Consider the following 13,018-nt stretch of genomic DNA (forward strand, 5'->3'; position numbering starts at 1 on the left):
GCATCTTGGCGGCACGGAACATGCATTGCGGACACATCAGAAGGAGCAAGAATGCAGTATCAAATCAGTGGCAAACAGATCGATATCGGCGAAGCGCTGCAAACCCATGTGCGGGACGATTTGGGCGCGGTTGTACAGAAATATGCCGAACGCCCGACAAATGCCCAAGTGGTGTTTTCCAAGTCTGCACATGAATTCGTATGTGAAGCGACGGTGCACCTGTCCACCGGTCTGACCGCTCAGGCTAAGGCCCATGCCATTGAAATATATGCAGCTTTTGACGGATGTTCCGAAAAAATGGAGAAGCAGTTGAGGCGGTACAAACGCCGTCTCAAGGACCATCACAAGGAACGCGCGCAGCCTGTTGAACTCTCTGGCGCGGCCTCTTATATCCTCGCGTCTGACGAAGGAGCGGGCGACTCGGAACCCGAGACGCTGCAACCCATGATCGTGGCCGAGATGGAAACCAAGATTCCATCGCTGTCGGTTGGTGAAGCGGTCATGCAAATGGAATTGGCGGGCGCCCCAGTGTTGGTGTTCCGAAACGAAGGAAAAGACGGGCTGAACGTGGTCTACCGTCGCGAAGACGGGAACATAGGTTGGATCGACCCGTAAGGGATCGGTGCTTCGGCGCACCGACGAGAGAGCAGAATGAACTTTGGGACTCTTCTGAAACCCGAGGCGGTCAAGGTTGTTACCTCCGCCTCGTCCAAGAAACGGCTTTTTCACGAGATCGGTGATCTTGTGCAGTCAGCCTATGACCTGAATGCAGCGCTCGTTGTTGAGTCTCTTATTGCGCGTGAAGCGCTGGGGCCAACCGGCGTGGGCCATGGTGTCGCACTGCCACACGCACGTCTGGATGGCATTTCGGACGTGATGGGTGCCTTTGTTCTGCTCGACAAACCCATAGATTTCGACGCGGTCGACCGCCAGCCGGTCGACATTGCTTTTGCCCTGTTTGCGCCTGAAGAGGCTGGTGTGGAACACCTCAAGGCATTGGCCCTGGTGTCGCGAACCCTTCGCGACGCCGCAATCTGCAACAAATTGCGCGCCAACCCAGACGCGAGCACATTGTTTGCAATTCTGAACGAAGCGAAACCCGCGCAAGCCGCTTAAACCGGCACCCAATCCTTGAAACCGAACATCAGGTAGTCGCGCGTGTAAGCTGCACGCGCCAAATCCTCGATTTCCGTATCATAGATATCAGTCAGCGTGTGAGGCATATCGTTGATGTGGCCATCGAGTGCAGGAGCTTCTGCCAGTCCGACGGAAGCGCCAAGTTCCGCCAGTTCATGTGCCAGTGTTTCAGCCCGCATCAGACGATGCGGCAACGCAAACTCTGCAAACCCTTCGATCGTCTTCGATTGGCTGGCCCAATCCGGATCTACACGTACAGCAGTTTGACCGTTCAAGTTCGACTTGAGAAACCGAAGGAAAGCCGCAAAGGCATCCCGGTGGGCCGCCTTGTCGTAGGACGGATCCGCAGGATCCTCGGGCAACGTCAGTTTATACCGCTTGCCCAAAGTGGTGCGAATGCCGCCATATCCGCCTTGGCCTGCGTTCAAAATACGATGACAGAACACGGCATGCGCCCGGTCAAGGGGGTGGCGCAGTACTGAGAAGCTGCGGTGTCCGGGATTGGCTCGCATCCAGTCGCGCAAACCGTTCTGGGACAGTTTCGATTCCGGTTTGACCCCCTTGGCCTTGTCGAGCACCTGCAGCCAACGTAGCGCTGGGTCATTCGGCCAACCCCGGATTGGCACATACAGAAGCGGTTGCGACTGACTGGCAAAGTAGGTCGGCACGGCTGCCCCGCGCCGCGGTTCGAAGTTGGGTGTCCGGGTTAGATTGAACTGGTCCACACCCGATAAGGCCTCGGCCATTTGACCGAAATTGCTTACCTTGTCTGACAGGGCGCTGGGATTTTGCACCTTCAGGCTTTTGTCCAATGAGTCCAGCTGGTCGTCGACACCAAGCCATTTTGCCAGGCCGTTCATGACCGAAAGGCTCTGTAGATCCTCGTAAGCCAAATAAAATGCGGTTTGCCCAGAAGACTGCAACCGATTCAGCAACGTCACCTGGAAGTCCTGCAAAGCGCTGAGATGTGAGGCAAATTCATCGGCAACAAAGGTTGCCTTTCCATCCTTCCGCGCCTTCACGTCGGTCAGCTTCCACTGACCCGTTGCTTGTGCAATCTTCCATGACACATAGCTGTCGACAGGATTCCGGGTCAGCACGATCTTGGCGCATTTAGGATCATCTATGACCTTGTCAAAGATGCGGGGATCATGATCGTGGAAATACCGAAAGCCACTCAGGTCTGTTGTCTTCTTAATCTCGCGCAGCAGTATTTTAGGGTCTGCGTCCCGCATTTCCTGAGTGACACCAAGAACCTTATCGGTGTTCGGATACCCAATGAAGAACGGATTGAACGCCTCACCATGACACGACAACCCGTCAAAAGCATTCAGATTGGTTTCCAAAAAGTTCGAACCTGTGCGCATCTCCGCGAACACGACAAAGTAGTCGAATTTGGCCATATCAGATCAGCGCACCAAGTAGGGTTTGCGCGCAGGGTCCGGGGCAGGCTTTGGGCCCAGCGCAACAGGAAAATCGCCCATCAGGTACGGGTGCATCCCTTGGTTTTTGAGATTTTGAAGGAATTGACCAAAGCCCGTGAGATTTGCAAGCTTCGGCACTTCGGACAGGCGGCGGGTATGGGTCAAACCAATTTCATCCAGAATGCCCTGAAGTGGTTCCATCGGCGCCTCAACGAATTCCGCCATTGTCCACACGCGAATACGTGCCTTGGCGTATGGTGATCGCAACACGTTCAGGTGATCACTTTCGATCTTTTGCAGGCGTGCTGCTTCCTTTCGAATGTCCATAAAGTTCATGTTCGAGCGGAACAGGGGTACAGACCATGCACCCGAGATGACAGAGATCTGGGCGTTCGGGTCTTTGGCCACACGCCAATTGATATCCTGGTTGTCACCGGGGCCAAACTGGAAGCATTGCCGCTCGCCCCGCGTGTTCCATATCAGGTTCGCTAGAAACGAGTTCGGATTGTAGTCACGTGTCTTCGCACTGTTGCTAAGCGCACCGTTCAGCGTGGCCTGACCTTCTGCAAATTCGGCCCGGTCAGGGTGAAAGAGATGCCCGTGGACGCGCGCGCCCGTTGCTTTGGCAAGCCAGGGTTCGAAATTCTCGAAAATCTCGGTAAAGCCTTGGAAAACCGAGTAGGGAGCAGCGGTCACACCGTTTTCCCAGTCTTCGTTCGGAAAACGGCTTTGCATATACAAACCGGGCCGCCCGCGCGTTCTTCGCTCGACCGCTTTGGCGAAGATGCGGTCGATTTTGCCGGGGTTGGGTTCCGTGCGCTTCATCGCACCGGCTGGGTCCGTCAGGAATGCGTCGTACAGTCGGTTGGCATGGGGCCAGATCTTGCGGGCGACAAAACAATCAGACCGCCGCAGGAGTTGCAAGTGATCGTCGTAAAAGATGTGGGGCTTGCCCTGAAAGTCGAACTTTGACAGCGTCAGCGACCTGCTTTCAATTTCAATCGCGTACTGACGAGCAAGCGTTTGGTAGTAGCTTTCGTCAGGTATCCACACCTGTTTGAAATAGGCGTCATATTCTTTGCGGTCCGGACCTTGAAGGATCGCTGACAGCGTTTGCCGTGTCAGGCACCACCATTGGCTGCCCATGTGCGGAACCAGGCCAGCCGGTATCTTGCGCTTCAGTCCAAGCCTGCGCTGAAGCTCAACGTATTTGTCGAACAGAATTCGCTGACGTTTCCAGGAAAACGGGAAGCGCAACGTAAACCTCTCATGATCGAGGCCGCCGACGGTCCAAGGTACATCCGCGGTCGTCGCACTTTCGATGAAGTCCGTGCGCGGACGGGCGGCGAGGTAGTCCACCAATTCCTCGACCGGGCGCAGAGGCAGGCATGAACCCGAAGCGAGGTAAACATGCCGCACGTCCGCAAATTCATTCAACATGAGCTCAGACGCTGCCTGACTGGCAGCGACAATGCTCCATGTTCCCCATTCACATCGGAAGCGCTTTGAGAATTTGATGGTCGGAACGTCGGACAGAGCCTTGGCAAATGCGACATATTTTTTTTTCGGCACATTCACATCGACATGGATCACAACCGGACATCCACCCATCGCCCAGAAGCGCGCCGCCTGTTCCGCGCGATCAAGTGCGGTGTGCACGAGCATGACGATACCGACGGTCATGCCCAGTTCCCCTTGGACATTAGCCCTAGAATCTCTAGCTGACGCCAGTTGATGTACTTCTCAGACCATTTGCACCACAGGTCCGGATCGTCGCGCTGTGTGGCGGCATAGGCCTTGTACTCGATCGACGCCGCATAGTGCTGCTTGCGATCAAGCTCTTCCGATGCTTTGGTAGCAAACGTGTCGAGGAACTTGGCATGCAACAGCACGCCCGACGCCTTTTCGCCGCCCCATTCATCATAGACCTGGTTCAGACCGCGCGGCAAAAGCATATGTGTGGAGCTGGCATAAGCATATCTCCGATTCCATTTAACCAGCGGAATCTTGTTCAACGCCGGGGCTTGTGCAGGCTCGTCGGGGAAAAAGGCACGGGCACGTGGACCTCCTTGAATCCAAAGGTTGCCCATACTTTCATTCTTGGAAATCGTGTAGTTGCCGCTATCGAACCAGCTGGCAATTTCCAACGGATTTTGGCCTGAGGAATACGGTTGTTCATCCAGCCTACCCTTCGGGTACATATCCAGGAGCATCGCCGAGAAGGACCGGATTGATGAAGCATCCAACCAATCCGTCAACGCTCTCAGTGGTCGTGTGTCACAGAATGGATAGACAAAGAACTCATCCGGATCGACGACAAGCGTCCAGTGACCATGCGCGTATTTTCGTTGCAACCAATTCAGCCAATCCACACCGAAGGTGGCGGACTTGTAACTGCCTTGCGTATGCCAGATCGAGATATCATCCTGCCCGACAAGATGATCAATGCCAGCATCTGTGCTGTCATTGTCCACAAAGAAAAAGTGATTGACCCCAAGATCACGGTAGTAAGACAGAAAGTACGGAAGACGCACGCTTTCATTGCGAAATGTGCAGAACAACAACAGATCGTTGGGCCGGATAAGATGCGTCCGGTCCTGCACTTTGTGCAACTCTCTGGACTTCCGCATCGCACGGACAATGCGGCGCTTCCGTCGCAAGCGCATTTTATAGGAGTTCCAAACGCCCACCTGTTTGTTCCATTCCTTCGACAAACCCTGTTTTCAGTTCGAAATCAGAGGTTTCCGGTTTGCTCTCGGACTCTATTTGGCCCATTTTTGTGTGTACGGGCAACGAACTTACAAACAGTTACCAGAATTTTTTATCGATTTCACCAAAGTTGCCGCTGCGAAGCGGACTTGAACGCGCCAACTTCCGTTACTTCCATCCCCCAGACGACATCAAACCAAGCGCTTCCAACTGTTGCCAACCCTCGTATTTGACCGACTCCGGCGTCCACATACACGGGTGATCCAATATGGCATCGTAATAGCCCAACATTGCATTTGGCTCTGCGAAATGCTGCTGTCTGCTCCTGTCCTCGCGCGCTTTCTCCACAATATCAGGCAGAAACTTGGTGTGAAGCAAGACGCCGGATGGCATGTCAGACCCGGGACCATCAAATTCACGGTTCAACCGCGGAGGCAACGCCGAATGGCACGAGTTCAAGTATGCGAATGAATGATGCCATTTGATCAACGGTATCTTGTTCAGCGTTGGTGAACGCTGCGGCGCATTCTGAAAGAATACGCGTTCGCGCACGCCGCCCTGTACCCAAAGGTTGTGAACGGGCAACTGTCGTTGCGCCCGATACGGTCCTGAATCGAACCATTGCACGCAGTGCAACGGGTCTTCGCCGATGTTGTATTCTTGATGTCCCAAAGGCTGGCGCGGATACAAGTCAAGCATCATCGTGCCAAATACCGACCGGCCCTGCGCTTCCAGCCATTGCGTCAACTCGGCCAGACTTCTGGTTTCATGGTGCGCATACACCAGCAGCTCATCCGCATCCAACATAAGAGACCACAGGCCGCTGCAATACCGCATCTGTAACCACGTCATCCAATCAACGCCAAACCGGGCGGCGCGATAACTAGACGGGGTCCACCAAACCGAGGTGTCAGGTTGATCCGCCAGGAAGTCTGCTGTTCCATCGTCACTGTGATTGTCGATAACAAGAAAATGGCTGACCCCAAGCGCACGATAGTATTCAAAGAAATGAGGCAGTCGCTGCAGTTCATTGCGCAGGGTCATCACAGCGACCAAATCATTCCGTCCAATCAGTGCGGTCCTGTCGGCAATGCATGTCAATTGGTGTCGGCTGCGCCATGATCGCCACAAGAGACGTCGACGCTTCCATCGCATCCGATAAGCTGAAGACGCACTTGCCACATATGACTTCGTTGAGCGTGGATTATGTGTCGTAGTGGCCAGTTTGATGCCATCTCCATGCATCGGTGATCATCGTTTCCAGCGTAGACCGGGTTGGGGTCCACCCCAGCTCCGTTTCTGCCCGTGTGGAACCTGATACCAGCTTGGTGCAATCGCCTGGACGGCGTTCTCCGTCCACATAGGGTACTGCCTGATTTGTTACGGCCCGGGAATGGTCAATCACCTCCCGAACGGAAAACCCGCTTCCCGTTCCAAGGTTGAACACGCGGCTATCTTTGCCATTTTCCAACCAGTTCAGGCCCAACACATGGGCATCCACCAGATCGCAGACATGGACATAATCGCGGATGCAGGTGCCGTCAGGTGTGTCATAGTCGGCGCCATGCACCGTCAGCGCGTCACGTTTTCCAGCGATGGCATCCAGCATCAACGGAACAAGATGCGTTTCGGGCTGATGAAATTCACCCACCTCCGCCTCTGGATCAGCACCCGCCACGTTGAAATAGCGGAATATTACGTGCCGCAGGCCATGGGCTGCCTCGAAATCGCGCAGGATATCCTCGATCGCGCGCTTGGATGCACCGTAGGCGTTGATGGGATGTTGTGCGCTGTCTTCATCAAGGACAACGTTGTCTTGATCGCCATAGGTGGCGCATGTGGAAGAGAACACAAAATCAAGACATTGGGCAGCCACTGCCGCCTCGATCAACGTCAGGGAGCCCAAGACATTGTTGCGCCAATATCGGCCCGGATTTTGCATGCTTTCGCCGACTTGACTGAGGGCTGCAAAATGCATGACCGCAACTGGTTTGTATTTTGCAAAAGCCGCATCAAGCGCGGCGCGATCCAACAGGTCGCCCTGGACAAACGGGCCGAACTTGACGGCGTCACGCCAGCCCGTTTCCAGATTGTCAAAAGTGACGGGTACGTATCCAGCAGCGCGTAACGCTTTGCAGGCGTGGGAACCGATGTATCCCGCGCCCCCCGTCACAAGAACATGTTTCACGTCAAAGTCCTGAGTTACTCGGCAGCTTTGTCCATTTGGACAACATCACGAATATAGCCAAGCAGGTCATCCCGCAATTCATCCCGCGCCAGACCAAAGGCAACGGTAGCCTGCAGGAAACCGGATTTGGATCCACAATCGAAGCGCTGACCGCGGAAACGGAAGCCGTACACGCCATCCTCCCCGCCAATTTCGCTGGCAATTGCATCCGTCAGCTGGATTTCCCCGCCTGCGCCCGACTTCATCTGGTTGAGCGATCGAAGAACCTTGGTGGTCAGAATGTAGCGTCCGATCACGGCTAGGTTCGAGGGTGCTTCGCCTGCCGGGGGTTTTTCGACCATACCTTTGGCTTCGACCAGATGGCCCATATCGTTCTTGATGTCGAGCACACCATAAGAGGACGCACGCTCAGGCGGAACTTCCATGGCGGCCACGATGTTGCCGCCGGTTTCGTTGTAAGCTTCCACCATCTGTTGCAGACAAGGCGTGTCCGCAGCAATCACGTCATCCGGCAGGATCACAGCAAAGGGTTCGTTCGCGATCAAGCGGCGTGCGCACCATACGGCGTGCCCAAGGCCAAGCGCCTTGTGCTGGCGGATATAGGCAATTGCCCCGCTTTCCATATTGGTGTCCTTGAGGGTCTCAAGAAGCTGGTCTTTGCCCTTTTTGCGCAGCTCCTGTTCGAGTGTTGGCGCGTGGTCAAAGTAGTCTTCGAGCGCCCCTTTACCGCGCGAGGTGACAAAAATGAACTCCTTGATCCCGGCGGCACGCGCTTCATCAATCGCGTACTGGATCAACGGGCGGTCAACGAGTGTCATGATTTCCTTTGGCACCGATTTTGTCGCTGGCAGGAATCGCGTTCCCAAACCCGCAACCGGAAAGATCGCCTTGGTCACCTTTTTGCGCATAGTCACCCTCTGCTTACAAAACACGTATTATCAACGTGATTACTACTAAACTGCGTCAAACGAATGTCCAATTCCCTAATCCCGGTCAGCACAGGCTAAGTGTTGCCCAGACGCGCCAAAATTCGCTAATCAATCAGCCGCTGTTTGCCGATGCGGCTTGTTTCTGCTGCGACACGTTCGCCAAAGCTGAACATTCGAAACACCGGCGCGTTGCGGTTTGATTTGCCGAACAGGCCACCACTTTGTTCCCAGAATCCAGCAGGATCAAAGCCCACGCGATGCCGTAGCGTAGTCGGTGAGAACAAAAAAAGCGATACAATTTCGCCCTGCTCTACGCGCTTGGCTGCCTCGGTGCGAAGACGTTCGCGCTGCCAGCTCCGCCCGGCCAACACAACGGATGTCCGTCGTTGCCACGGAAAGGGCTTGAACGCAGAGATCGGACTGCGTGAGACTTGCGCGCCACCGCGCTGACGCATCAACCCCTGACTATAGCCCTTGTCCAGACGCGAAAGCAGATGGCGCACATCGCGAGGCAACAGCCGCCCGGCAACCATATGGGTCAACACCCGCCTGCGCTCGCTGCTTCGGATGGCACGCCAATGGTCTCGGCGCTGGTGTTCAGAGAGGTATTTGCGCTGAAAAACCGCCCAACTTGACCCGATATCAAACAGGTCGCGTGGAACACGATCCTGACGCCTGCGCGGGCTTGCCGCGAACCCATGATGCACTTCTGCCATCGGCACGATGGCCGTTACATACCCGCCACGAGCCAAACGCAAGTTCAGATCGGTTTCATCAAGATAGAATGCAAAACCGGGATCGAACCCCTCCAGCGTCACTAACACGTCACGGCGCACGGCCATGTTCGTGCCTTCGGTCTTGGTTGCGCGCCGTCCCTTGGGTGTCAAAAGGGTCGCCCGGTTCGGGCTAACGTCCAATGGCTGTGCGGCACCCATCGTGTCCACGGTACGCGCCTGCCATTGCCAAGAGATACCATTCCGCCCCCGAACAAAGCCACCAACTGCCGCAACATGCTGTCGGTCTGCTGGTGCAACGAGCTGGTGAAGCCAGCTTGGCTCAGGCACGGCATCGTCATCGATGAACGCCACGATGTCGCCCGCCGCATGGCTGATACCAAGGTTACGCGCTTCGGAAATGTTTGGCCGGTCAAATTCAACCAGCTTGACTTGATCGGCAAATGGTCCCGCCCGCAGGGCACTACAACCGGCTGGGTCCGCAACAACCACGACCTCGAATACCGGATACTGAAGCTGGGACACCCCGGTCAGGCACCATGTCAGCGCGGTCGGCCGGTCGCGGCTTACCACCACAACACTGACCGTCGGTTGCGTCATGCCACTCCCATTTCTGCCATCATTGCTTCGATCCGGGGAACATCGGCGGGGTTGTTCAACTCCCAGAACTGGCGGCCTCGCGCCTCAACTTCGACACACAGAACCTGACGTCCGTTTTCAAGAAAACGCAGCTGTTCCAACCCTTCCAGTGTCTCCAATGGGCCCACGGGCCACGTCGGATAGGCAGCCAAGGCATCGGGTCGGTAGGCGTAAACGCCAACGTGATGGAACACGGGCGTATCCGCATCATCCGCATAGGTGCCATTCGTGTAAGGGATCACTTCTTTGGAGAAGTACATCGCCTGACCAGCCACGCCAAAAACCGCGGTCGTGCCGCCAACACGGCCGGCCCTTCGATCTTCGAGGAACCCGCGCAAGGTCGCTCCGTCGCAACGCAGCACCGGTGTGGCAATCTCGGCATCAGGCGCTGCGCGCAGTCCAGCCACCAACCCCTCGATGAACCAGGCCGGGGTCAGGGGCGCGTCCCCTTGCAAGTTGACCACAATCTCGTACCCAGCGCCCAGCGCCTGGTGCGCTTCGGCACAGCGCTCGGTGCCGTTGCCACAGGTGTCCGAGGTCATCACGACCTCGGCTCCAAAAGCCTCTGACGCCTCTTTTATCCGATCGTCATCCGTCGCGACGACAACACGGTCGACGCCATCCACAGCCAAAGCCGCGCGCCAGCTGCGTTCAATCAACGTTTGCGACTGACCGGTCGCGCCGGTCAGCGGCACCAGCGGCTTGCCCGGATAACGGGACGACGCATAGCGCGCCGGGATAACGATTAGGACAGACATTAGGCTGATTTCAGATCAACGGCGGGCGCGTAAGCGATAAAGAAAGGATTGGCATAGCCTTCCTTGCCGTAGACCAGCGGGCTGTGATCGTCAAAACGAACAACCTTACCACCGGCACCGGCCAGCACAGCGTGACCAGCCGCAGTGTCCCATTCCATCGTGCGACCGACGCGGGGGTAGATGTCGGCTTCCCCGGTCGCCACAAGGCAGAATTTCAGAGACGACCCCGCGCTTTTCATGTCTTTGACCGCGTATTTGTTGATGTAGTCGTCTGTCGCCTGATCGCGGTGTGACTTCGATGCAACCACCATCAAGGCGCTGTTGTCACTGTTGGCAACAGATAACGGGGTAACCGCGCCGACTGTGTCTTTATCGAGTGCGCCGGTTTCTTCCACCGTTTTCCCGTCTGCTTGAGTATAGAACATGCGACCCTTGGCCGGAGCGTAGACAACGCCGCGGGTTGGCACGCCATCTTCGACAAGGGCGATGTTCACCGTGAAGTCTCCACGGCGGTGCACAAATTCCTTGGTCCCGTCGAGCGGGTCAACAATCAGAAAAGTCTTTCCAGTCGTGTCATGGGTGGCCGACTGTTCTTCGGTCACCAGCATGACGTCAGGAAACGCGGCGCGGAGGCCAGCCGAAATCAGTGCATCCGCAGCTTCATCCGCTTCGGTCACTGGGCTGTCATCTGATTTGACTTTCACATCGAAGTCATCGGCGCCATAAATCTCCATGATCTTGTCGCCCGCTTCCAAGGCGAGCTTGCGGATCACGGGGACCAATTCTTCGTACGTCATCAAATAGCCTCCTTGGCTGGGCATTTGTTGAAAACTGCCTGCGCGGCCCTTATGATGCGACGATAACGGAACGGCAAGAATTCCCTGCGACCATCGCGGCATACGAGGCAAAAACCGCTCATGTTTCAATCAACGCGCAAACCGCAGTCAGGGTTAGGCAGCGCCCTAGCCATGTTCGAGGTGATCTATCACTCGATCGTGCGCAATGTGCGCAAGACCCACAACAACGCCTTTCTAGCCATTGCAATGAACATGCTGCAGGCGGTGATTTTCGTGATGGCGTTCTATGTCATGTTCTCGGTTTTGGGCCTGCGGGGCGCAGCAATCCGAGGCGACTTCCTGCTCTACATCATGACGGGAATCTTCCTGTACATGACACATGTGAAGTCATTGGGCGCGGTCACAGGCGCCGAAGGACCCGCCAGCCCCATGATGCAACACGCGCCGATGAACACCATCGTGTCCATCTGTTCGGCCGCACTGGGCGCGCTGTATGTACAGGTTCTGTCGCTGTTTATGATCTTGTTCGTCTACCATGTGGCTTTCACACCTGTCGAAATCGACCAGCCTTTCCAGGCGTTTGGGATGCTGCTGCTGGCGTGGTTCACAGGGTGCGCGTTGGGGCTGGTGCTTTTGGCCATCAAGCCATGGTTTCCAACCTTCGTCTCCATTTTCACCCAGGTTTATCAGCGTGCAAACATGATCGCGTCGGGTAAGATGTTTGTCGCCAACACATTGCCTGGGTTCATGCTTGCGATGTTTGACTGGAACCCACTTTTTCACGTGATCGACCAATCGCGCGGCTACACATTCATCAACTACAACCCGCGCTATTCCAGTTGGGAATACGCATGGTGGGTGGGTGTTGTCCTGATCATGATTGGTCTTATGGGCGAGTTCTATACCCGCCGCCATGCATCGATCAGTTGGAACGCCCGGCGCTGACCACCACGCTGGTGGCCACAGCCGTCAAAACACAACACGGCATGTTAGGTTGATACGCCCACCCTTGGGCAGCAATGATGAGGACCTAAACCTGATCCGGTCCACACCGTGATAGGTCAGTCGCGCTTCATCACCCATCAGCACGACATCTCCGCTTTCAAGCCAAAGCGACTCGGTCTTTCCGCCGCGTGTCGTGTTTCCGATCCGGAACAGCCCGGCATCCCCCAAGGATACGGACAAAACCGGCCACTTGAAATCTGCCTCGTCCTTGTCCTGATGCATCCCCATGCGCGCACCTTCTCCGTAGTAGTTGATCAGGCAACAATCAGGCGCGCGTTCCAATCCGGTCATGTCATGCCACAATTCCAGAACGGCATCTGGGATTGGCGGCCAGTCCACACCATTTGGGTGCTTGGGAACATAGCGATAACCGGAATGATCCGCATACCATCCAACTGCCCCGGCAGAGGTCATGCGCACCGACATCGGCTTGCCGTACGGGGTCTCGGGCGAGAACATCGGCGCCGCCTCGGCAACACGCCGAATATCGTCAACCAGGCCTACTTGCTGAGTCGGATCCAGATACGCCTTGTGAATATCAAATCCCCGCACGATGACGTGCATGGCCCAGTCCCCTTCAGTTATGTGCAATTTTGCCGTTTTGAGGCCCGTTAGAACGGTTGCAGCGTCTATTCACCCTCCTTATATACGCCGCAGCGCGCACGAAATCGTGCGCAAACCTATGCGGGGCGTCGATG

Annotated in this window: 13 protein-coding genes; 3 read left to right on the forward strand and 10 right to left on the reverse strand. The window is 55.9% G+C overall.

Annotated features, from left to right (window positions below):
• The first annotated feature begins 51 nt into the window (after nt 1-51).
• Nucleotides 52-615, forward strand: coding sequence for a ribosome-associated translation inhibitor RaiA (raiA, locus tag Q1A51_RS16100; protein ID WP_299203133.1), 564 nt, complete (start codon nt 52-54; stop codon nt 613-615).
• A gap of 36 nt (nt 616-651) precedes the next feature.
• On the forward strand, nt 652-1,116 hold the full coding sequence (locus tag Q1A51_RS16105; protein ID WP_299600658.1) for a PTS sugar transporter subunit IIA: 465 nt from the start codon (nt 652-654) through the stop codon (nt 1,114-1,116).
• Here Q1A51_RS16105 and Q1A51_RS16110 read toward each other — a convergent pair.
• From Q1A51_RS16110 to cysQ, 9 genes are all read right to left on the reverse strand, one after another.
• Nucleotides 1,113-2,540: a sulfotransferase family 2 domain-containing protein gene (locus Q1A51_RS16110; RefSeq protein WP_299600660.1), complete on the reverse strand. Its 1,428-nt coding sequence runs from the start codon at nt 2,538-2,540 to the stop codon at nt 1,113-1,115. The genes Q1A51_RS16105 and Q1A51_RS16110 overlap by 4 nt on opposite strands.
• A gap of 6 nt (nt 2,541-2,546) precedes the next feature.
• Nucleotides 2,547-4,244 (reverse strand): beta-1,6-N-acetylglucosaminyltransferase, encoded by a 1,698-nt coding sequence (locus Q1A51_RS16115; protein ID WP_299203143.1) that lies wholly within the window; start codon nt 4,242-4,244, stop codon nt 2,547-2,549.
• On the reverse strand, nt 4,241-5,227 hold the full coding sequence (locus Q1A51_RS16120) for a glycosyltransferase family 2 protein (protein WP_299600663.1): 987 nt from the start codon (nt 5,225-5,227) through the stop codon (nt 4,241-4,243). The genes Q1A51_RS16115 and Q1A51_RS16120 overlap by 4 nt, the downstream gene beginning before the upstream one ends.
• 211 nt (nt 5,228-5,438) lie before the next feature.
• Nucleotides 5,439-6,515 carry a glycosyltransferase family 2 protein gene (locus tag Q1A51_RS16125; protein WP_366870074.1) on the reverse strand — a complete coding sequence of 359 codons (1,077 nt, stop codon included), beginning with the start codon at nt 6,513-6,515 and terminating at the stop codon, nt 5,439-5,441.
• The gene (gene galE, locus Q1A51_RS16130) at nt 6,475-7,458 is read right to left on the reverse strand and encodes a UDP-glucose 4-epimerase GalE (protein ID WP_299600667.1); all 984 of its coding nucleotides are present in this window, start codon (nt 7,456-7,458) and stop codon (nt 6,475-6,477) included. The genes Q1A51_RS16125 and galE overlap by 41 nt, the downstream gene beginning before the upstream one ends.
• A gap of 14 nt (nt 7,459-7,472) precedes the next feature.
• Nucleotides 7,473-8,366 carry a UTP--glucose-1-phosphate uridylyltransferase GalU gene (gene galU / locus Q1A51_RS16135; protein ID WP_299203152.1) on the reverse strand — a complete coding sequence of 298 codons (894 nt, stop codon included), beginning with the start codon at nt 8,364-8,366 and terminating at the stop codon, nt 7,473-7,475.
• Nucleotides 8,367-8,491: 125 nt separating this feature from the next.
• Nucleotides 8,492-9,721: a glycosyltransferase gene (locus tag Q1A51_RS16140; protein ID WP_299600669.1), complete on the reverse strand. Its 1,230-nt coding sequence runs from the start codon at nt 9,719-9,721 to the stop codon at nt 8,492-8,494.
• Nucleotides 9,718-10,518, reverse strand: a complete 801-nt coding sequence (locus Q1A51_RS16145) for a manno-octulosonate cytidylyltransferase (protein ID WP_299600671.1) — start codon at nt 10,516-10,518, stop codon at nt 9,718-9,720. The genes Q1A51_RS16140 and Q1A51_RS16145 overlap by 4 nt, the downstream gene beginning before the upstream one ends.
• On the reverse strand, nt 10,518-11,315 hold the full coding sequence (gene cysQ / locus Q1A51_RS16150; RefSeq protein WP_299600674.1) for a 3'(2'),5'-bisphosphate nucleotidase CysQ: 798 nt from the start codon (nt 11,313-11,315) through the stop codon (nt 10,518-10,520). Before cysQ ends, Q1A51_RS16145 begins: the two co-directional genes overlap by 1 nt.
• Before the next feature lie 120 nt (nt 11,316-11,435).
• On the opposite strand from cysQ, the gene Q1A51_RS16155 reads away from it, so the two are divergent.
• Complete coding sequence (locus tag Q1A51_RS16155) at nt 11,436-12,260, forward strand: ABC transporter permease (RefSeq protein WP_299600676.1); 825 nt, start codon at nt 11,436-11,438, stop codon at nt 12,258-12,260.
• A 24-nt stretch (nt 12,261-12,284) separates the two neighbouring features.
• Here the strand turns inward: Q1A51_RS16155 and Q1A51_RS16160 are convergent, their stop codons facing one another.
• Complete coding sequence (locus tag Q1A51_RS16160; protein WP_299600678.1) at nt 12,285-12,884, reverse strand: alpha-ketoglutarate-dependent dioxygenase AlkB; 600 nt, start codon at nt 12,882-12,884, stop codon at nt 12,285-12,287.
• Nucleotides 12,885-13,018 lie beyond the last annotated feature (134 nt).

It is taken from the genome of uncultured Tateyamaria sp. (assembly GCF_947496075.1).
Classification (GTDB): Bacteria; Pseudomonadota; Alphaproteobacteria; order Rhodobacterales; family Rhodobacteraceae; genus Tateyamaria.